Source organism: Methylobacterium sp. 88A, from assembly GCF_000376345.1.
Taxonomy (GTDB): Bacteria; Pseudomonadota; Alphaproteobacteria; order Rhizobiales; family Beijerinckiaceae; genus Methylobacterium; species Methylobacterium bullatum.
In genome coordinates this window covers 2,168,785-2,188,837 of sequence record NZ_AQVT01000001.1, presented here as the reverse complement: position 1 = coordinate 2,188,837, position 20,053 = coordinate 2,168,785, and the positions used below count along the sequence as shown (strand labels likewise).

The 20,053-nt window shown below is 69.8% G+C and carries 19 protein-coding genes; 14 read left to right on the top strand and 5 right to left on the bottom strand.

The window, feature by feature from the left end:
- Positions 1-172: 172 nt before the first annotated feature.
- The gene (locus tag A3OM_RS0110430; RefSeq protein ID WP_018043702.1) at positions 173-1,453 is read left to right on the top strand and encodes a patatin-like phospholipase family protein; all 1,281 of its coding nucleotides are present in this window, start codon (positions 173-175) and stop codon (positions 1,451-1,453) included.
- A gap of 3 nt (positions 1,454-1,456) precedes the next feature.
- Here the strand turns inward: A3OM_RS0110430 and A3OM_RS0110425 are convergent, their stop codons facing one another.
- On the bottom strand, positions 1,457-2,659 hold the full coding sequence (locus A3OM_RS0110425) for an FAD-dependent monooxygenase (RefSeq protein WP_018043701.1): 1,203 nt from the start codon (positions 2,657-2,659) through the stop codon (positions 1,457-1,459).
- A gap of 195 nt (positions 2,660-2,854) precedes the next feature.
- Here A3OM_RS0110425 and A3OM_RS0110420 point away from each other — a divergent pair, with 195 nt between their 5' ends.
- Both A3OM_RS0110420 and A3OM_RS0110415 read left to right on the top strand, forming a co-directional pair.
- Positions 2,855-4,246: a GntP family permease gene (locus A3OM_RS0110420; protein ID WP_018043700.1), complete on the top strand. Its 1,392-nt coding sequence runs from the start codon at positions 2,855-2,857 to the stop codon at positions 4,244-4,246.
- Positions 4,247-4,341: 95 nt separating this feature from the next.
- Positions 4,342-5,133: an alpha/beta hydrolase gene (locus A3OM_RS0110415; protein ID WP_018043699.1), complete on the top strand. Its 792-nt coding sequence runs from the start codon at positions 4,342-4,344 to the stop codon at positions 5,131-5,133.
- A 223-nt stretch (positions 5,134-5,356) separates the two neighbouring features.
- Here the strand turns inward: A3OM_RS0110415 and A3OM_RS0110405 are convergent, their stop codons facing one another.
- Positions 5,357-5,560, bottom strand: coding sequence for a hypothetical protein (locus A3OM_RS0110405; RefSeq protein ID WP_018043697.1), 204 nt, complete (start codon positions 5,558-5,560; stop codon positions 5,357-5,359).
- Positions 5,561-5,753: 193 nt separating this feature from the next.
- On the opposite strand from A3OM_RS0110405, the gene A3OM_RS0110400 reads away from it, so the two are divergent.
- Both A3OM_RS0110400 and pncA read left to right on the top strand, forming a co-directional pair.
- A complete protein-coding gene (locus A3OM_RS0110400) occupies positions 5,754-6,728 on the top strand; it encodes a quinone oxidoreductase (RefSeq protein WP_018043696.1) in 975 nt (324 codons plus the stop codon).
- Between the two features lie 48 nt (positions 6,729-6,776).
- Positions 6,777-7,412 carry a bifunctional nicotinamidase/pyrazinamidase gene (gene pncA, locus A3OM_RS0110395; protein WP_018043695.1) on the top strand — a complete coding sequence of 212 codons (636 nt, stop codon included), beginning with the start codon at positions 6,777-6,779 and terminating at the stop codon, positions 7,410-7,412.
- 25 nt (positions 7,413-7,437) lie between these two features.
- Here pncA and rimO read toward each other — a convergent pair whose 3' ends face one another.
- Positions 7,438-8,781: a 30S ribosomal protein S12 methylthiotransferase RimO gene (rimO, locus tag A3OM_RS0110390; RefSeq protein ID WP_018043694.1), complete on the bottom strand. Its 1,344-nt coding sequence runs from the start codon at positions 8,779-8,781 to the stop codon at positions 7,438-7,440.
- A 271-nt stretch (positions 8,782-9,052) separates the two neighbouring features.
- Between rimO and pabB the strand changes: the two genes are divergently transcribed.
- Genes pabB through A3OM_RS0110370 form a run of 4 tightly spaced genes read left to right on the top strand, consistent with a single transcriptional unit; the run spans position 9,053 to position 12,315 of the window.
- Positions 9,053-10,462 carry an aminodeoxychorismate synthase component I gene (pabB, locus tag A3OM_RS0110385; protein ID WP_018043693.1) on the top strand — a complete coding sequence of 470 codons (1,410 nt, stop codon included), beginning with the start codon at positions 9,053-9,055 and terminating at the stop codon, positions 10,460-10,462.
- The gene (locus tag A3OM_RS0110380) at positions 10,459-11,061 is read left to right on the top strand and encodes an aminodeoxychorismate/anthranilate synthase component II (protein WP_018043692.1); all 603 of its coding nucleotides are present in this window, start codon (positions 10,459-10,461) and stop codon (positions 11,059-11,061) included. Before pabB ends, A3OM_RS0110380 begins: the two co-directional genes overlap by 4 nt.
- Positions 11,048-11,893: an aminotransferase class IV gene (locus A3OM_RS0110375; protein WP_018043691.1), complete on the top strand. Its 846-nt coding sequence runs from the start codon at positions 11,048-11,050 to the stop codon at positions 11,891-11,893. The genes A3OM_RS0110380 and A3OM_RS0110375 overlap by 14 nt, the downstream gene beginning before the upstream one ends.
- A 41-nt stretch (positions 11,894-11,934) precedes the next feature.
- A complete protein-coding gene (locus tag A3OM_RS0110370; RefSeq protein ID WP_026175915.1) occupies positions 11,935-12,315 on the top strand; it encodes a DoxX family protein in 381 nt (126 codons plus the stop codon).
- A 37-nt stretch (positions 12,316-12,352) separates the two neighbouring features.
- On the opposite strand, the gene mazG is transcribed toward A3OM_RS0110370, so the two are convergent.
- Entirely contained in the window at positions 12,353-13,183 is an 831-nt protein-coding gene (gene mazG, locus A3OM_RS0110365) for a nucleoside triphosphate pyrophosphohydrolase (protein ID WP_043764322.1), read from the bottom strand.
- A gap of 727 nt (positions 13,184-13,910) precedes the next feature.
- On the opposite strand from mazG, the gene A3OM_RS0110360 reads away from it, so the two are divergent.
- Positions 13,911-15,029 (top strand): replication protein RepA, encoded by a 1,119-nt coding sequence (locus tag A3OM_RS0110360; RefSeq protein WP_018043688.1) that lies wholly within the window; start codon positions 13,911-13,913, stop codon positions 15,027-15,029.
- 89 nt (positions 15,030-15,118) lie between these two features.
- A complete protein-coding gene (locus A3OM_RS0110355) occupies positions 15,119-15,589 on the top strand; it encodes a winged helix-turn-helix domain-containing protein (RefSeq protein WP_018043687.1) in 471 nt (156 codons plus the stop codon).
- 3 nt (positions 15,590-15,592) lie between these two features.
- Here A3OM_RS0110355 and A3OM_RS0110350 read toward each other — a convergent pair whose 3' ends face one another.
- Positions 15,593-16,291, bottom strand: coding sequence for a DJ-1/PfpI family protein (locus A3OM_RS0110350; RefSeq protein ID WP_018043686.1), 699 nt, complete (start codon positions 16,289-16,291; stop codon positions 15,593-15,595).
- A gap of 84 nt (positions 16,292-16,375) precedes the next feature.
- On the opposite strand from A3OM_RS0110350, the gene A3OM_RS0110345 reads away from it, so the two are divergent.
- The 3 genes from A3OM_RS0110345 to A3OM_RS0110335 all read left to right on the top strand — a co-directional run bounded on the left by A3OM_RS0110345 (position 16,376) and on the right by A3OM_RS0110335 (position 20,053).
- Positions 16,376-17,404: a GlxA family transcriptional regulator gene (locus A3OM_RS0110345; RefSeq protein ID WP_018043685.1), complete on the top strand. Its 1,029-nt coding sequence runs from the start codon at positions 16,376-16,378 to the stop codon at positions 17,402-17,404.
- 145 nt (positions 17,405-17,549) lie between these two features.
- Positions 17,550-19,289 carry a glycosyltransferase family 39 protein gene (locus tag A3OM_RS0110340; RefSeq protein ID WP_018043684.1) on the top strand — a complete coding sequence of 580 codons (1,740 nt, stop codon included), beginning with the start codon at positions 17,550-17,552 and terminating at the stop codon, positions 19,287-19,289.
- Entirely contained in the window at positions 19,286-20,053 is a 768-nt protein-coding gene (locus A3OM_RS0110335; protein WP_018043683.1) for a glycosyltransferase family 2 protein, read from the top strand. Before A3OM_RS0110340 ends, A3OM_RS0110335 begins: the two co-directional genes overlap by 4 nt.

Here is a 20,053-nt window from a genome sequence, read left to right as displayed (position 1 = left end):
TCAAGGTTACCCCCCACGTAAAGGCGGGTTCGAGGCGAAGACCACTTTCCCAACGACGTGCGCTGGCGCATGTTCGACGCAGGGGCCCGTGCAGCGGGTAGGAACCGGCAGGTACAGGCCGGGTTCTCGCAACAGAGGCGGGCGTTTCGAGACTCATCAAGGACACTCTCTCATGTCCGGATCATCGACCCGACACGGTCTCCTCTACGCTGCCGGCCTCGTCGCGATGCTGAGCGTCGCCGCGCCGGGCGAAGCCGCTCCGGCCCATGCGGGCGCTCCGGCGAGAACCGCTTCTCCCAGGGACTCCTCCAAGGCATCGCCCGCCAGAGCATCCGAGCGCGTGCCGTTCACGGCCGGTGACGCCGCCGAGGCCCGGCCCGACGGCCTGAAGGGCCAGCTACGGATCGCGGCCGACGACACCAAGGCATTCCAGAGCCTCATCGACGGGGCGAGCGCGGCGGCCGATCCGTGGCTTGTCCTGTCGGGTGGCGGCGAGAACGGGGCCTTCGCCGCCGGCCTCCTCAACGGCTGGTCGAAGGCCGGCGACCGGCCCGATTTCGGAATCATCACCGGGGTGAGCACGGGGGCGATGATCGCGCCCTTCGCCTTCCTCGGCTCCAGCGCCGATGCGACGCTGGCGCGGGCCTATACCGAGATCTCAGCCGCCGACGTGTTCGAGTTCGGCGGCACCAATGAGGCGCTCACCGATACCTGGCCGCTCAAGCGCCGGATCGACCGGATGGTGACGGGCAAGCTCCTCGCCGACATCGCCGCCGAGCACGCCAAGGGACGGCGCCTGCTGGTGGCGACCACCGCCGTGGACAGCGAGCGCCCGGTCCTGTGGGACATGGGCGCCATCGCCTCCGAGGGCAGCCCGAAGGCGCTCGACCTGTTTCGCTCGATCATCCTCGCCTCCTCGGCGGTGCCGGGCGTGTTCCCGCCGGTGATGCTCGACGTGGTCGGTACGGGCGGGAAGCGCTTCCAGGAGATGCATGCGGATGGCGGCACCACCGCGCCGTTCTACCTGGCGCCGGAAGCCGCGATCCTCGGCAAGGCCAAGGTGAGGCTTCCCACGAGAACGGTCTACCTCGTGGTCAACAACACGGTGACACCGGACTTCCAGATGGCCACACGCACGACCCTGAGCGTGCTCGGCCGGGCGATGTCCGCCGCGATCAAGGCGCAGACCCGCGCGGCGCTCGCTCTCACGGAGCGTTTCGCCGAACGCAACGGCCTCGATCTCGAGGTGGCCGAGATCGACAACCGGTTCACGCGCACCAGCTCGGCACCCTTCGACCAGGATTACATGAAGGCCCTGTTCGCCCATGGCGAGAGCCTCGGGCGCGACGGCACCGCCTTCAGCCGCGGAACCCCCGCCGCCTCGATCCCCACCGGATCGACGGGCGACCGTGTCGGGTCGGCGGAATCGCCCACGAGTCTCGCCCGGCGCTGACCGTCACCGCATCAGCGAGGGTGCGCCGAGGCGCGGCAGCACACCCTCACGCATGACGACGCGGCGCAGCGGCCCGATCGTGGTCATCGCCAGCAGGCCGAGCCCGCGCAGGGCATCGACGGGAATCAGGGAACTGAGCAGGCTGCGGTTGAGGGTGTCCACCGCCGCCGTGCGCAGGCGGGCATCCAGCGACCGGGACCGGGCGAAGCCGGACAGGGCCTGGCGCGAGCCCGGATCGCGTCCGTCCGAGGTCGCGGCCAGGACGCTGTCACGCATCGCCGCCGCATCGCGCAAGCCGAGATTGAGCCCCTGCGCACCGATGGGCGGGAAGGCGTGGGCCGCCTCGCCGATGAGCGCGATGCGAGGCCCGACCGGGGAGGCGACGGAGAGGCCCCGCATGGGAACGAGCCCGCGCGGCCCGTCGATGCGCATGGCTCCGAGCATGGCCTGGGCCTGGTTCTCGATGGCGCGCGCGAGGTCGGCATCCTCCAGTTCGGAGAGGCGCCGCGCCGGTCCCGCGCCGGTGACCCAGACGAGGCTGGACCGATGCCCACCGGGGAGGGGGACCAGGGTGAACGGCCCCTGCCGGGTATGGAACTCGGTGGAGACGTCCCGGTGCGGGCGCTCGTGGGCGAGCAGCGTGGTGATGGCGGCCTGCGGATAGGACCACTCCCTGGTGGCGATGCCGGCCTGCTCCCGCATGCGCGAGCGGGCACCGTCCGCGCCGACGACGAGGCGAGCGACGACGGGTCCGCCCTCTTCCAGACCGATCCGGGCCTCGTCGGCATCCCGTTCCAGCCCCACCGCGTCGCTCTCGAACAGGGTCAGGCCGGGAGCCGACCGGGCCTGCGCCCGCAGGGTCTCCACGAGGCGGGCGCTCTCCACGTTCCAGCCGAAGGCGGGAAGGCCGATCTCGGTGGACACGAACCGGGCCGGCGGCGGACGGAACAGGCTGCCCGTGTCATCGACGATATGGAGTTCGGCGAGCGGCGCTGCATGCGGCGCCACCTCCGCCCAGGCCCCCAGTGCGTCGAGAAAGCGCACCGACCCGTCGAGGAGGGCGACCGTGCGTCCATCGGCGACGGGGGCGTGGCGGCCGACGAGGGCCGTGGCGATGCCCTCTCGGGCCAAGGCCAGGGCGAGACCGAGCCCGGCGGCACCCGCGCCGACGACGGCCACGTCGAAACGGGGAGGGGACGAATCCATGCATCGCTCCTCGGCGAGGGGTACCCTCACCAGACCAGTCGAAGCGGCACCGACCGGACCGCTGCCGTTTCAAATAGGTGCCGTCCGTCTCGGGTCACCTCGCTGTGGCATTGCCACGCTGCGGCTTCTAGCATCAGCTGAGCGTCCCGACAGGGGCAGAGTGCCCGGAGGTTGCCCCATCATGAGAGCGTCGTCATGAGCCTCGCCATCGCGCTGCTGGCGCTCGGATTCCTGATGCTCGTCGCCTATCGCGGCTTCAGCGTCATCCTGTTCGCCCCGGTGGCGGCGCTCCTCGCCGTGCTCCTCACCGACCCGTCCGCCGTGCTGCCGGTCTTCTCCGGCCTGTTCATGGAGAAGATGGTCGGCTTCGTGAAGCTGTACCTGCCGGTCTTCCTCCTCGGCGCGGTGTTCGGCAAGGTCATCGAGCTCTCGGGTTTTTCGCGCTCCATCGTCACCGCCGTCATCGATCTCGTGGGCGCGCGCCGGGCCGTGCTCTCCATCGTGCTGGTGTGCAACCTGCTCACCTATGGCGGCGTCTCGCTCTTCGTCGTGGTGTTCGCGGTCTATCCCTTCGCGGCGGAAGCCTTCCGGTTGAGCGAGATCCCCAAGCGCCTCATCCCCGGCACCATCGCGCTCGGCGCTTTCTCCTACACGATGGACGCGCTGCCCGGCACGCCGCAGATCCAGAACATCATCCCCACCACCTTCTTCGGCACCAACACCTGGGCCGCCCCCTGGCTCGGTCTGATCGGCGCCGCCTTCATCCTCGTGGCCGGCGTGGCCTATCTCGACTGGCGCATCGCCTCGGCCAAGGCCAGAGGAGAGGGCTACGGCAGCGGCCACACCAACGAGCCGACGCCCGTCTCCGACGAAGCCCTGGCGCATCCCCTGGTGGCGCTGCTGCCGCTCGTCGTTGTCGGCCTCTCGAACCTCACCTTCACCGCGCTCATCCCGCGCCTCTACGGGGCGAAGACCGAGACCATGCTGGCGGGGCTCGACAAGCCCATCGTCACCACGGTCTCGTCGGTCACCGCGATCTGGGCGGTGGAGCTAGCGCTGCTGGCCGGCATCCTCACGGTCTTCGTCTTCGCCTGGAAGCCGGTCTCGAAGAGCTTCGCCGAGGGCAGCCGCGCGGCGGTGGCCGGCTCGCTGCTGGCCGCCATGAACACGGCCTCCGAATACGGGTTCGGCGCGGTCATCGCGGCCCTGCCGGGATTCATCGTCATCCGCGAGGCCCTGTCGGCCATCCCCGACCCGCTGGTCAACGAGGCGGTGACGGTGACGGCGCTGGCCGGCATCACCGGCTCGGCCTCCGGAGGGCTGAGCATCGCCCTCGCCGCCATGTCCTCCACCTTCATCGCGGCGGCGCAGGCGGCCCATATCCCCATGGAGGTGCTGCATCGGGTGGCCGCCATGGCGAGCGGCGGCATGGACACCCTGCCCCATAACGGCGCCGTCATCACCCTGCTCTCGGTGACGGGGCTGACACACCGTCAGGCCTATGCCGACATCTTCGCGATCACCGTGCTCAAGACCAGCGCGGTCTTCCTCGTCATCGGGATCTATTACCTGACCGGGCTGGTGTGAGGCTCGGTCAGAGGCATCGCGGTTCCCGATGGCCTGGACTTTCTCGGGGCGCGGGCGGCCAATGCCGCGACATCCGATGCGACGGGAGCCTTCCGATGGATCGTCGAACCTTCCTGACACTCGCGGCCGCCGGTGCCGCATTCCCGCTTGGCGCGGACCCGGCCAAGGCGGAATCAGCCAAGGCGGACCCAGGCAAGGCGGCCCCGCCGCCGGCGCGGAACGTCGTCCTCGTCCACGGCCTCTTCGCCGACGGGTCGTGCTGGTCCGAGGTCATCGGGCGATTGCAGATGGCGGGCCTGACCGTCACCTCCGTGCAGAACCCGCTGACCACACTCGACGAGGCGGTGGCTTCGGTGCGGCGGGTGCTGGCGCGGCAGGACGGGCCGACCGTGCTCGTCGGCCATTCCTTCGCCGGCATGATCGTCTCCGAGGCCGGCACCGATCCGAACGTATCCGCCCTCGTCTACGTGGCGGCCCGCGCGCCGGATGCCGGCGAGGATTACGCGGCCCTGGCACGAACCTTTCCGACGCCCCCCGCCAGCGCCGGCATCGTCTTCGACGGAGAATACGGGCGCCTCGGCGAGGCGGCCTTCCTGCGTGATTTCGCCGGCGACCTTCCCGAGGCGAAGGCGAAGGTGCTCTACGCGGTGCAGCAGCCCTTCGCGAAGGCGCTGCTGGCGGGCAGGACCACCCAGGCGGCCTGGCGATCGAAGCCGAGCTTCTACGCGGTCTCGACGGAGGATCGGACGATCGACCCCGATCTCGAACGCTTCATGGCGAAGAGGATGGGCGCCACGACGATCGAGGTGAGGGCGAGCCACCTGTCCCTGATCTCCCAGCCCGACACGATTGCGATGCTGATCCTGAACGCCGCCGGACGGCCCTGAGGCATCTCGCGGGATCAGGGCGATGCCACAGCCCGAGCTCCCGTTTGCCGACTGCCGGGACCTGTCCTATCGTCCGATGCGGCGGTGCCGGATCATCGCCGGGAGAGGAGAGCTCACCATGGCATTCTTCATCGGGATCGCAGGTCCCTGGCTGGTTATCGCCGTCCTCGACCTCCTGGCGATCCGCCGCGACCTGGAACTGTCGCGGATCCCGTGAAAAGCTTCAGCCTTCCGGCTCCTCGACGATCTTCAAGGTGAGTTGCGTGAACGGCCTGATTTCCCAGGCGATCCCGGCCTTGAACATCATCACCACCCGGCAGCGGTCCATGACCTCGAAGGCGGGAAGGCCTGGCTCCGGCTGGAACACGAGCCCCGCGACGACGGCGGGATCGTAATCGGCGGGCCTGATCCAGACGATCTCTTCCATGGAACGCGGCACCCTCCTGCGCAGCTGCCGGGGAACGATACCGACCGGCCTGTCTCACGCGAAGCCGGGCGATGGTTTGCAACGGCCATGCCGCCCGCGCCTCCGGCCGGGCACCTCTATCGGCAGCACCGGGCTTGCTCCTTAAGGCCAGCAGCTTATGTCGCGTCCATCGAACAGACGAGGAGTGACGACGATGCCCAAGGCGATCCGGGTCTACGAGTATGGCGAGCCCGAAGTGATGCGCTACGAGGAGGTGGCGGTCGGCGAGCCCGGCCCCGGCCAGATCCGCGTCCGCCAGACGGCCATCGGCGTCAACTTCATCGACATCTACTTCCGCTCGGGCGCCTACAAGGCGGCGCAGCTCCCCTTCACGCCCGGCAAGGAGGGTGCGGGCGTGGTCGCCGCCATCGGCGAGGGCGTCACCGGGTTCCGGGTGGGTGAGCGCGTGGCCTACGGTTCGGCCGAGGGCACCTATGCGGAGGAGGTGGTGATCAATGCCGGCGCCGCCGTGCATCTCGCCGACGGGGTCGACGACGCCACCGCCGCGGCCATGATGCTGAAGGGCCTCACCGCCGAGTATCTCCTGCACCGCACCTGCCCGGTGAAGCCGGGCGACACGATCCTGTTCCACGCCGCCGCCGGCGGCGTCGGCCTAATCGCCTGCCAATGGGCCAAGCATATCGGCGCCACCGTCATCGGCACGGTGGGCTCGGCCCAGAAGGCGGAACTGGCGCGGGCCAATGGCTGCGACCACGTCATCCTCTACCGCGACGAGGATTTCGCCGCGCGGGTGAAGGAGATCACCGGCGGCAAGGGCGTGCGCGTCGTCTATGACGGCGTCGGCAAGGACACCTACCCGGCCTCCCTCGACTGCATCGCCCCGCTGGGGATGTTCGTGAGCTTCGGCTCTGCCTCCGGCCCGATCGAGAACTTCAATCTGGCCCTCCTCGCCCAGAAGGGCTCGCTCTTCGCCACGAGGCCCACGCTGTTCACCCATGCGGGGACGCGGGCCACCCTCGATTCCATGGCCGAGAACCTGTTCGGCGTGGTGGCGAGCGGCGCGGTGAAGATCCCCGTCCACGCGCGGGCGAAGCTCGCCGACGCGGTGCAGGTGCACAAGGATCTGGCCGGACGCCAGACCACGGGCGCCACGATCATGACCCCGTGATCCGGGCATCCCGTGATCTCGGGATCACCTGACGACAGGAGGAGGCGGATGATGCCCCCAGGCGAGCGTGACCTTCTCCTCGTGGTCGACGTCCAGAACGACTTCCTGCCCGGCGGAGCCCTCGCGGTGCCGGACGGTCATGCGGTGATCGCCCCGATCAACCGCCTCGCCGCCCTGTTCCCGCACGTGGTCCTGACCCAGGACTGGCATCCGCCCGGCCATGTCTCCTTCGCCTCCAGCCATGCGGGGAAGTCCCCCTTCGAGACCGTGGACCTCGCCTACGGCCCTCAGGTCCTTTGGCCCGACCATTGTGTCGAGGGCTCGCCCGGTGCCCGTTTCTCGTCCGAGCTTCACGTCGATTGGGCCGAACTGGTCATGCGCAAGGGCTATCATGCCCATACCGACAGCTACTCGGCCTTCTTGGAGGCCGATCGGAATACGCGAACGGGGCTCGACGGATACCTGCGCGAGCGCGGGTTCGAACATCTCTATCTCACCGGTCTCGCCACCGATTACTGCGTGCTCTGGAGCGCGCTCGATGCCCGCAAGGCAGGCTTTGCCGTCACCGTCCTCGAAGATGCGGTGCGGGGGATCGATATCGACGGATCGGTGGAACGCGCTTGGGCAACCATGCGTGAGGCCGGGATCGAACGGATCACGAGCGGGGCGATCGGGGGCGGATAGAACCTGAACACGCCGGTGCGCGGTCCTAAACCGCGCTGCCGTAGAGGTCGTAGGCGTCGGCCCGCTCGATCTTCACGGTGACGATGTCACCGACCCGCAACGGCCGGCGCGAGGTGACGTGGACGTTGCCGTCGATCTCCGGCGCGTCGTATTTCGAGCGGCCCTTGGCGATGCCGCCATTGGCCTCGTCGATGATGACGGGCAGGCGCTTGCCCACGCGCGCCTTCTGCAGGCGGACCGAGACACCCTGCTGCGCCTCCATGAAGCGGCGCTTGCGCTCGGCCTTGAGTTCCGGCGGGACGAGATCGCCGAGTCCGTTGGCCACCGCGCCGCCCACGGGCTCGTATTCGAAACAGCCGACGCGCTCGAGCTTGGCTTCGCGGATCCAGGTCAGCAGCTCTTCGAACTCGGCCTCGGTCTCGCCGGGGAAGCCGACGATGAAGGTCGAGCGGATGGCGAGGTCCGGGCAGATCTCGCGCCAGCGCCGTATCCGCTCGAGCTGTTTCTCCTGGTTGCCCGGCCGGCGCATGCGCTTGAGCACGGATGGGCTGGCGTGCTGCAGCGGCATGTCGAGATAGGGCAGGATCTTGCCCTCGGCCATCAGTGGGATGACGTCGTCCACGTGCGGGTAGGGATAGACGTAATGCATCCGCACCCAGGCACCGAGCTCGCCGAGTTCGGCGGAGAGGTCGTAGAACTTCGCCCGCACCTCGCGGTCGCGCCAGGGGCTCGTGGCATAGCGGATATCGACGCCGTAGGCGCTAGTGTCCTGCGAGACCACCAGCAATTCCTTGACGCCGGCCTTCACCAGCTTCTCGGCCTCGCGCAGCACGTCGCCGGCGGGCCGGCTGACGAGATCGCCGCGTAAAGACGGGATGATGCAGAAGGTGCAGCGGTTGTTGCAGCCCTCGGAGATCTTGAGATAGGCGTAATGGCGTGGGGTGAGCTTCACCCCCTGCGGCGGCACAAGATCAAGGAACGGGTCGTGCGCCGGGGGCACCGCCTCGTGCACGGCCGCCACCACCGATTCGTAGGCCTGCGGCCCGGTCACCGCGAGGAGGTTCGGATGCTTTTCGCGAATTTCCTCGGGCTGGGCGCCCATGCAGCCGGTCACGATGACGCGTCCGTTCTCGGCCATGGCCTCGCCGATGGCCGAGAGCGATTCGGCCTTGGCCGAATCGAGGAAGCCGCAGGTGTTGACGATGACCACATCCGCCCCGTCATGCCGGCGCGCGAGCTCATAGCCTTCCGCCCGCAGATGCGTGAGGATGCGCTCGGAATCCACCAGCGCCTTGGGGCAGCCGAGGGAAACGAACGAGATCTTGGGCGCGGCTTTCGCCGGGGTCGGAATGGTGACGGGTACGGTCATGGTCGCTCGTCGGTCGCGGCCGAGGAAAACTCGACCGGCCGTGATTCTCGGGGCGGAGGGTGCCGGGTTGCAGCCTTCCTATACGCCCATCCTCGCGCGGTTGCGAGGGCGGCGGTTCCGGGCACCATGCCGACAGCCTGCACGGCCCATGCAGCCCGCGCGGCTTCCGTCGAACCGCGACCCGTGTCACCTGTGGCGCGTTATCAGGAAACCATGCCGCAGGAGGGGCCCGTGTCCCCGCCCGCGCGAAGCTTTTAAGTCCGACAGCATCATGTGGACCCGCGAGATCCCCTTCATCGATCCCGTCGCGGCGGCGGAGGCGTTCTCGTCCCTGCCGGGGCTGGCCTTCCTCGACAGCGCCATGCGCCACGAGACCCTGGGGCGCGTCTCGATCGTGGCCGCCGACCCATTCGGGCGGTTCCGCTACGCGAACGACCGCGCGACGCTCGACGGACGGCCCCTCGAGGGGCGGCAATCCGGCGAAACTGGCCTGGAGGCGCTGCGCGCCTGCCTGGCGCCCTACCGGCTGGCGGGCGACGAGGGAACCGGCTTTCCCGGCGGGGCCATCGGCTATTTCGCCTACGATCTCGGCGCGAGCCTGGAGCGGGTGAGGCCGCCGGCCCGCCGGGCCGGCCTCACCGACGACATCGCCTTCAACCTCTACGACACGGTCCTATCCATCGACCATGACAGCCGCACCTGCCGGCTCGTCGCCACCGGCTTTCCGGAGCTCACGGAATCCGCCCGCGCCGACCGGGCACGGGCGCGGCTCGACCGTTTCGCGGAGTTGCTCGCGGCCGGCGGCACCGGAACGAGGACGGAGACGCCGCCGCTCGCCTGGCGCTCCAACTTCACCAGGGCCTCCTACGAGGCGGCGGTGGAGACGGTGCGCGACTACATCCGGGCCGGGGACATCTACCAGGCCAACATCGCCCAGCGCTTCGAGGCGGCGCTGCCGGCGGGATACGATCCCTTCTCGCTCTATCACCGCCTGCGCGAGACCAACCCGGCGACCTTCGGCGCCTATCTGTCCTTCGGTGCTCTCACCATCGCGTCGAGCAGCCCCGAGCGCTTCATGAAGCTGCAGGGCAGGGCGGTGGAGACCCGGCCGATCAAGGGCACCGTGCGCCGGGTGGAGGATCCCGCCGAGGACCGGGCTCTGGGCGAGGCGCTCCAGGCCAACGTCAAGGAGCGGGCCGAGAACATCATGATCGTCGATCTCCTGCGCAACGACCTCTCGCGCATCTGCGAGCCGCACAGCGTCAAGGTGCCGGTCCTGTGCGGGCTCGAATCCTACGCCTCGGTCCATCACCTCGTCTCGGTGGTGACCGGGACCCTGCGCCAGGGCCTCGACGCCATCGATCTGATCGCCGCCACCTTCCCCGGCGGCTCGATCACCGGGGCGCCGAAACTGCGCGCCATGGACATCATCACGGAGATCGAGGGCGATGCCCGCGAGCTCTATTGCGGGGCCATCGGCGCCATCGGTTTCGACGGGTCGCTCGACACCTCCATCGCCATCCGCACCGTGTTCATGGACGAGGCCCGCGCCGTGCTCCAGGCCGGGGGAGGGGTGACGCTCCTCTCCGACCCGGCCGCCGAATACGAGGAGACCCTGACCAAGGCGGCGCGGGTCTTCGCCGCCTTCGAGCCGGATCGCAACCGGGGCGAGGCGTCATGATCCTCGTCGTCGACAATTACGATTCCTTCGTCTTCAACGTGGTGCGCTACGTGAAGGAGCTCGGCCAGGAGGTGAAGGTGCTGCGCAACGACGCCGTCGACGTCGCCGGCATCCGCGCGCTCGCCCCCGAGGCGCTGATCCTCTCTCCCGGCCCCTGCACCCCCAACGAGGCCGGCGTGACCCTGCCCGCCATCGAGGCCCTTTCCGGCGAAATCCCGATCCTCGGCGTCTGCCTCGGCCACCAGGCCATCGGCGCGGCCTTCGGTGGAAGGGTCGAGCGGGCGGCGCGGCCGCTCCACGGCCAGGCGACGGCGATCCGGCATGACGGGTCCGGCCTGTTCGCGGGCCTGCCCGACCCGATGCAGGTGGGCCGCTACCATTCCCTCATCGTCACGCCCCAGCCCGGCATGGACGAATCCCTCGTTATCGACGCCGTGTCGGGGGAGGGCGAGGTGATGGCCCTGTCCCACCGGCGCCACCCGACGATGGGCGTGCAGTTCCACCCGGAATCGGTGCTGACCGAGAACGGCCACGCGGTGTTCGGCAACTTCCTCGACCTGGCGCGCCGGTGGCGGGAGACCCGCGATGCTGTGGTTTGACGGCGCCCTCCACGAGGGCAGCCGCCACGGTTTCGACCTCGCCGACCGGGGCCTGACCCTCGGGGACGGTCTCTTCGACACGGCCCTCTGCCTCGGCGGCCGCATCGCCTTCCGGGAGGCGCATCTCGCCCGGCTCGCCGCCTCGGCCGACGATCTGGGATTCTCCATCGACCGGGCGGCGGTGGGGGAGGCGATGTTAGCCGTCGCCGCCGCCATCGGCGACGGCGCGCTCCGCACCACGGTGACCCGCGGCACGGGCGCGCGCGGCCTCGCCCCGCCGGAGCCGGCCTGGCCGGTCTGGTGGATCGCCGCCACGCCGCGCCGGGCGGGATCGGGCTTCGCGCCGGTCTCCCTCCATCCGAGCACGATCCGCCGCAACGAGACCTCGCCGGCCGCGAGGATCAAGACGCTGGGCTATCTCGACGCCATCCTCGCCGCCCGCGAGGCGAGGGCGCGGGGCTTCGACGAGGCCCTGTTCCTCAACACCAGAGGCCACCTCGCCTGCGCCGGGACCGGCAACCTCTTCGCAATCCTGGACGGGCGCCTCGTCACCCCGCCCCTGTCGGACGGCGTGCTGCCCGGCATCGTCCGGGCGCAGGTTCTCGGCTTGGCGCGATCCCTCGGCATCGGGACCACGGAACGCTCCCTCGCCCTCGAGGAGGTCCTGGCCGCCGAGGCGGTGGTCATGACCAATTCCCTGCGCGGCCTGTCCCCCGTCACGACGATCGGGACGACGGCGTTTCCCGGCGGGCACGAAGCCGTCGCCGCGTTGAGCCACGGGCTCCGCCGTCTCATCGCCGAGGAATGCGGCGTCGTGCCGGAGGTGGCGTGAGGCCGGGCGGCATCGCGCCGGAGGCTCCTACGGAAAGCCGCCTGCTCTCGCGGCTATGCCTCGCCGCGCTCTATGGCGGCATCGGCCTCCTCCACCTCGCGGCCACCGACAGCTTCCTGCCGATCATGCCCGATTGGGTGCCCTGGCCGAGGCAGGTCGTCATCCTGACGGGCTTCTACGAACTCGCCTGCGTGGCGGGCCTGTTCGTCGCGCGCACCCGCCGCGCCGCAGGCTACGCCCTGGCCGCCTACGCGATCTGCGTGTTCCCGGCCAACATCAAGCACGCGGTGGAGGGGATCTCCGTTCCCGGCCTGCCCGACAGCTGGTGGTATCACGGCCCCCGCCTCGCCCTGCAGCCGGTTCTGGTCTGGTGGGCGCTCCACGCCACGCGAATCGTCGATTGGCCGTTCGGGCGGCGCTAGAGCGCGGGCGGCCGAACGGACCGAAGCGAGCCGGCGATCAGGCTTCCGAACGCTTCACCCGCTGCCAGGCGGCCTCCATGGCGGGAAGATCGGCCTCGTCCAGGCTTGCCCCATCCTCCGCGATCAAAGCCGCCATGGCGTGGAAGCGCCGCTCGAACTTGATATTCCCTTTTTTCAAGGAATATTCCGGGTCTATTCCGGAATGCCGGGCGAGATTCACCACCGCGAAGAGCAGGTCGCCGATCTCCTCGGCGAGGTGATCCGGATCGTCCCGCCCGAGCGCGTCGGCGACCTCGTCCACCTCCTCGCGGATCTTGGCGATGACCGAGGCCGCGTTCGGCCAATCGAATCCGTGCCGCGCCGCGTTGCGGCTGATCTTCTCGGCCCGGGTAAGGGCGGGCAGGGCCTTGGCGACGGAGCCGAGGAGGTCGCCCCCGGCGTGTTCGGACGGTCCCGTCTTCTCCGACCGCTCCGCCGCTTTCGAAGCGGTCCAATTGGCGTCGAGCTGCGCCAGGCTCAGGCGCTCGGGACCGTCCGCCAGCGGCGACCCATCCGCCTCGAACACATGCGGATGCCGCCGGATAAGTTTGCCGCAGATCGTCCGGACCACGTCGTCGAAAGCGAAGCTCCCGGCCTCCTCGGCGACCCGTGCCTGGAACACGACCTGGAGCAGGAGATCGCCGAGTTCGCCTTTCAGTTCGTCGAGATCACCGCGCTCAATGGCGTCCACCACCTCGTAGGCTTCCTCCAGCGTGTAAGGCGCGAGGGTTTCGAGGGTCTGGACCTGGTCCCAGGCGCAGCCCCGTTCGGGATCGCGCAGCACCGCCATCAATCGCAGCAGGGTCTCGATCGGCAAGTCGGATGTCACGGGTTCACCACGCTTGGGAAATCGGAGGATCGGGAAGAAGCGGAAGCGAGTGTTGGACCAGGGTTAGGCCACGCGGCGGGGTTTCCTCAACCCGCTGTCGCAAGGTGAGCGGTCCATCCTCGCCTGTGCCGAACCTGTGGACTGGGAGAGGAGGAATTCTGGAAATTCCAAGATATCGATCAAAAAACCGTGCCGTCCGTCAAAACGAACGATCCACCGGACCCTTAGGAAAGATATCAGTAACCTCTTTTTAGAGAGTCAGTTCAGCAAGTTATATGGGACGGCGAATTCGCGTGGTCGTCCCGTGGGTTGAGCCCCTTTCGCGTATCGAACTCTGCGCGGGGACGTATCGAACTCTGCGTGGCTCCGTATCGGATTCTGCGCTGTCGCGGCCCCGATCCGTATGGGATTCTGCGCCGATCCGTATGGAATTCTGCGGGGAGAACGGGGTTTGCCGGTGAAGTATGGGGATAGAACGGAATTCCGGCCCGTATCGAACTCTGCGTAGGCGCCGGAACGGCCAGGGGGCGGTCTCTTCCGGCGGCGGGATCGCCGCACGGGTGCGGCCCATCCCCCGGCTGCGGGGTTTCGTGGCCGAGCCCTTCGCCGAGCCCTTGGGACGACTCCGTGGATTGTCGGGATAAGACCCGGCCCCGGCGACTCCTGGCCTCGGAATCGTGCGATGGCGGGAGTTCAGTGACCAGAGCCGCCGGTATCGATGACAGCCATGGGGATCGAGGAGAAGCTCGCCCAGATCCGTGATCCCGACCTCCTGGAGGAGGTCGAGGCCGGCCGCGGCAGCTTCCTGTTCGGAAGCATCGTCGAGCATATCCTCCATCGGCAGCGTGCCCGCGACGCCGAGTCGGCGAGCCTGCGCGAGGCCGCCGACATGCGCGGCGCCATGCCCCGCGACCGGCGCCGGCGCGACATGGTGCGCGAGGTCATCGAGAACGAACCGACCCTGCCGGAGAACCTGCAGCACATCCACAGCGTGCTGGCCCTGTGCGGCCTGCCCTATCGCGATCCGGGCGATGCCCGCGAGTTCTTCCGGGAATACGGCCGCAACTCCCTCAGCCTGCTGGCCGGTCGCCTCAAGAACCCGGTCAATGGCGAGATGGAGTTCCAGGGCCTGCCCTACGGCCCCAAGGCCCGCCTCGTCCTGCTGCATCTCTGCACCGAGGCGGTGCGCCAGCGCAGCCCCACCATCACGGTGGCCGACAGCCTGTCGGGCTTCATGAAGGAGATGGGATTTTCCGTCACCGGCGGCGAGCGCGGCACGATCCGGCAGTTCAAGGAACAGCTCAACCGGCTCGCCGCCTGCACCCTGCAGATCGGCCTCTGGGACGGCAGCGACAAGGCCAGCACCCTCAACGTGCCGCCCTTCCGCCAGCTCGACCTCTGGCTCTCGCACGGATCGGGGGAGGGGCAGGTCTGGTCGAAGACCGTCCAGTTCCACCAGGATTTCTACGACAACCTGATCCAGCACGCCCTGCCGGTGGATATCCGCGCGGCCCGCGCCTTCGCCGGATCGGCCCGCAAGCTCGATCTCCTGTTCTGGCTCGGCTACCGCCTGCGCGTCCTGCAGCGCCCGCTGCGGCTGACCTGGGCCAACCTGCACAGCCAGTTCGGCGCCGACAATGCCAGCATCCGCAGCTTCCGGCAGGCGTTCAAGGCCGATCTCGCCCATATGCAGGAGGTCTTCCCGAAACTGCCCGTCTCCCTCGACGAGGCCGGCATGATGCTCCAGCCCGCCCATCCCAGCGCCCTGCTGGTGCCGCCCAGGCTCGGCGGGGCGAAGGCGGGCGCATCCAAGGCCGGTGCGGCACGGCGCGCCCTCGCGGGCTGAGGCATCTTCCAAATTTCCGTCTGGAATATTCCCTTCCGGTGCGTCATCTGGTAGATATTCCATAAGTGGAATATTCCAGAGGTATCACCATGTTCCTGACGGAAGCCGAGGCCGAGGCGCACCTCTCCGACCTCTATCGTGAACGGTCCCGCATCGAGCGGGCCATCGCCGACCTCACGCTCTTCCTCGATATCGGCCGGCGGATATCCGTGCCCGCCCGAGGGGCAGTGGACGGGCGGCGCGATCCGGCCCCTGTCGCCCCGTCGACGGATACGGCAAGCGAGGAGCCCACCCTTGAGGCCGGCGGCGACCGGTCGCAGGCCCGGCGCGAGGGCCGTCTCCTCATGGAGGCGGCCTCCGAGATCCTCGACGAGGCGGGCCGGCCCCTCCACGCCGCCGAGATCCTGGAGGGCCTGACCCTGCGCGGCCTGTCGGTTCCCGGCATCGACCCGGTGGCGGCCCTCAACACCCGGCTGTGGAAGCGCTCGGGACCCGACGGTCCGTTCCAGCGCCTCGGCGACGCGGTCTATGCCCTCGCCTCCGGGCCCGACGACGCATGAGGCTCAGAACCGCCCATTCCGGGTGATCTCCGCGATGATCTCTTCGCGGGCGGCGCGCGAGGCGGCGAATCGCGCGCGGGCGGCCACGACCACCTCCGGCGAGGCCGTGCCGGGATGGCCCGCCGAGAAGGGCGGGGCCGGCGCGTATTCGAGGGCCAGCTGGATCGTCTCGGCTTCCGTCCGGCCCGCGAGCTCGGCCACCGCCGCGAGGGCGAAATCGAGACCGGCCGTGACGCCGCCCCCGGTGATGATCCGTCCGTCGCGCACGATCCGCTCGTCGACCGGGATCGCCCCGAACGCGGCCAGCAGGTCGAGGGCGCCCCAATGGGTCGTCGCGCGCTTCCCCCGCAGCAGGCCCGCCGCCCCGAGGATGAGGGCGCCGGTGCAGACCGAGGTGACGAGGATCGGCCGCTCGGCCTGGGCGCGCACGAAATCGAGCACGGGCGCGTGCGTCATCAGGGCGTTCACGCCGATCCCGCCCGGAATGCACAGGAGGTCGAGGGGCGGGCAGGCGGTAAGATCCGTCGTGGGCGTCAGCGGCAATCCGGTGGCGCTGACGATGGTGGCGCGGTCGAGGCCGACGAGATGGACGCGCGCCCCCGGCAGCGAGGCGAAGACCTCGTAGGGCGCGGTGAGGTCGAGCTGCTGCACGCCCTCGAAGGTCAGGAGGCCGATCTCGAAGCGGATCTCGGTCTGGGACATGGCAAGGGTCTCCGGGAGGGGGGCGGCAACGGAAAGTCCGCGACTGGACAGCTCCGACGATACCGGCGCAGGCTGCCGGCCGACATGACCAAAAACCCTCCTATCCTGCCAAACCACCGGCCCCAGGAGCCGCCCCTCGCCGGGGCGATCATCACCGTGGCGATCCTGGCCTATCCCGGGGTGCAACTCCTCGATGTGGCCGGTCCGCTCCAGGTCTTTGCCACCGCCAACGACCTTTTCGTCGATGCCGGCCGGCCATCCCCTTATCGCGTCAGCGTCGTCGCCGAGCGCGCCGGCTCCGTCGCCACCTCGTCGGGCCTCGCGCTGACGGCCGAGGGGCTGGTCCCGGATACCGGCTCCATCGACACGCTGATCGTCGCCGGCGGGCGAGGGGTTCAGGCCCAGCTCGACAATGCCGACCTTCGGAGCTGGCTGCGCGCGCGGGCCGCCCGGTCGCACCGCGTCGCCTCGGTCTGCACCGGCGCCTTCCTCCTTGGGGCGGCGGGCCTCCTCGACGGCCGCCGGGTGGTGACCCACTGGACCCGCTGCGACGCCCTCCGGGCCCTCTATCCGGCGGCGAGGGTCGAGGCCGACCCGATCTTCATCCGCGACGGCGCGCTCTGGACCTCGGCCGGGGTCACTGCCGGCATCGATCTCGCGCTCGCCCTGGTGGAGGCCGATCTCGGGCGGGAGACGTCCCTGGCCGTGGCGCGGCACCTCGTCGTGTTCCTCAAGCGCCCCGGCGGGCAGGCCCAGTTCAGCGCGGCCCTTTCGCTCCAGGGCGGCGACGACCGGTTCGGCCGCCTCCATGCCTGGATCGGCGAGAACCTCGCCGCCGATCTGACGATCCCCGCTTTGGCCGACCGGGCCGGGATGAGCCCGCGCAGCTTTGCCCGGCATTACCGCGCCGCGACGGGCCGCAGCCCGGCCGAGGCGATGGAGGGCATCCGTTTCGAGGCCGCCCGCCGGCTGCTGGAGGAGACCGACCTGCCGCTGAAGCGCATCGCCGAACGCTGTGGCTTTGGCGCGGAGGAGACCCTGCGCCGGGTCTTCCTGCGCCGGATCGCGACGACGCCCGGCGAGTACCGCCGTCGTTTCGCTGCTTTTGCGTGATCCTGGCAGCCCTCCTCCGATGCGGGCGAATTTGACTTTCCCGGCCGCATCATCGACACCGCCGCCCGTCGCGGCATCGACCGATCGTCAAGGGCTGCCCGTCGGCCCGGAGCCGCCCCATGTCCGCCCCACTGCGTCCCGTCTCATGAGAACCGCCGATGCCGGACATGCCGTCCCGCCCGGCGCCGAAGCGGGTTTCCTCGACAGGCTGATCGAGGCGGCCTCGGCGAGCCATGCCCGCGCCTGCGCCCTGCTCCTGGCTCTCTGCCTCGTCTGCTTCCTGCCGGGCTTCGTCTCGCTCCAGCCGATGGACCGCGACGAGCCGCGCTTCGCCCAGGCCTCGAAGCAGATGATCGAGACCGGCGACATCGTCGACATCCGATTCCAGGGCGAGGCGCGCCACAAGAAGCCGGTGGGGATCTACTGGGTGCAGGCCTCCGTGGTGAAGGGGGCCGAGTCCCTGGGGCTCGACCACGCCCGCACCACCATCGCGCTCTACCGCGTGCCCTCGCTGATCGGCGCGCTGCTGGCGAGCCTGTTCACCTATTGGGCGGCTCTCGCTTTCCTGCCGCGCCGGGGCGCGCTCGTCGCCGCCGCCCTGTTCTCCGCCTGCATCATGATCTCGGCGGAGGCGCGCCTCGCCAAGACGGACGCCCTCCTCACCGCCTGCTCGGTCGCCGCGATGGGCGCGCTGGCGCGGGTCTGGCTCGGCCGGATCACGCCCGGACGGACGCGGGGCCGGCCCGATCTCACGACCGTGCTGGTGTTCTGGCTGGCCATGGCGATCGGCATCCTGATCAAGGGGCCGATGGTGCCGCTCTTCGTCGGGCTCGCCGCGCTCGCGCTGTCGCTGAAGGAGCGGTCCGGCCGCTGGCTCATGGACCTGCGTCCCGGCCTCGGCCTAGGGCTGACCCTGGCCATCGTCGCCCCCTGGTTCGTCGCCATCGCGTGGAAGAGCGGCGGCGCGTTCTTCGGCGAGGCGGTGGGGCACGACATGCTGGGCAAGGTCGGCGGTGCCGCCGAGAAGCACGGCGCGCCGCCCGGCACCTACCTGGCGGTGTTCTTCGCCACCTTCTGGCCGGGGGCCGCCTTCGCGGCGTTGAGCGCGCCCTTCGCCTTCGCCAACCGGCGCGACGATGCGATCGCGTTCCTCCTCGCCTGGATCGTGCCCGCCTGGATCCTGTTCGAGGCCGTGCCGACCAAGCTGCCGCATTACGTCCTGCCGCTGATGCCGGCCGTGGCGATCCTCACCCTCCTGGCCGTGGCGCGCGGGGCCCTCGATCCGGGCCGGCGGGGAGCCAGGGCCGTGGCCGCCCTGGTGGTGCTGATCCCGGTCGGCCTGACCCTCGGCCTCGTCGGGGTGGCCTGGACCTTCGACCACGTGATCCCCGTCGCCGGGCTGCCGCTGCTGCTGGCCTCCTGCGCTGCCGCGATCCTCGCTGTCGTCCTGTTCGCCCGCCGCCTGCCCGAACGGGCGCTGGCCTGCGCCATCCTGGCCTCGGCCCTGCTCTCGCCGGCGGTGTTCGGGCTGACCCAGCCGGTGCTCGCGGCGCTGAAGGTCTCGCCGCGCCTCGCCGCCCTCCGCGACGGGCTGCCCTGCGCCGCCCCGAAGGTCGCCAGCCTCGGCTACCGCGAGCCGAGCCTCGTCTTCCTCATCGGGACCGATCTCGCCATGATGAACACCGGGGCCGAGGCGGCGGAGTTCCTGGCAGGGGGCGGTTGCCGCCTCGTCTTCGTCACCGAGCCGTTCCTGGACGAGTTCCGGCGGGCGGAGACACGCGCTAAGGATACCCCCGTCAAGGCTGCCCCGGTCGGCCGGGTCTCCGGCTTCAACATCAACAGCGGCCGGCGGATCGACCTCTCGGCCTATGCGGTGACTCCGTGACCCAAACCGACACAGCCCCCTCCACCCGCCTGTCCATCGTCGTCCCGGTGAAGAACGAGGCCGGCAATGTCGAGAGCCTCGTCACCGAGATCGAGCGCGCCTGCTCGGCCCTGTCCCCGTTCGAGGTGATCTACGTGGATGACGGCTCCACCGACGCCACCGGGGCGATCCTTGGCGATCTGCGCCGCAGCCGGCCCTGGCTGCGCGTGGTCCGCCATGCCCGCAGCGGCGGGCAGTCGGCGGCGATCCGCAGCGGCGTCGCCGTGGCGCGGGGCGCCCTCATCGCGACCCTGGACGGCGACGGCCAGAACGATCCGGCCTTCATCCCCGCTTTGGTGGCGGCCCTGGAGGAAGGCGGCCGGAGCACCGGCCTGGCCCAGGGCCAGCGCGTCGGCCGCAAGGACGGGCGCCTGAAGAGCCTGCAATCGCGCATCGCCAACGGCGTGCGCGGCCGCATCCTCAAGGACGACACCCGCGATACCGGCTGCGGCATGAAGGTGTTCCGGCGCGAGGTCTACCGGGCGCTGCCCTATTTCGATGCGCTGCACCGCTTCATGCCGGCCCTCGTCGCCCGCGAGGGCTACCGCGTGGTCCATGCCGACGTGGTCGACCGGCCGCGTTTCACCGGGCGCTCCAATTACGGCCTGTTCGACCGGCTCTGGGTCGGGCTCCTCGATCTCGCGGGGGTGTGGTGGCTGATCCGCCGCAAGCGGCCCTCGCCCGAGGCGGTGGAGGTCGCGCTCGTCACGGACAGGGAGGCCTGA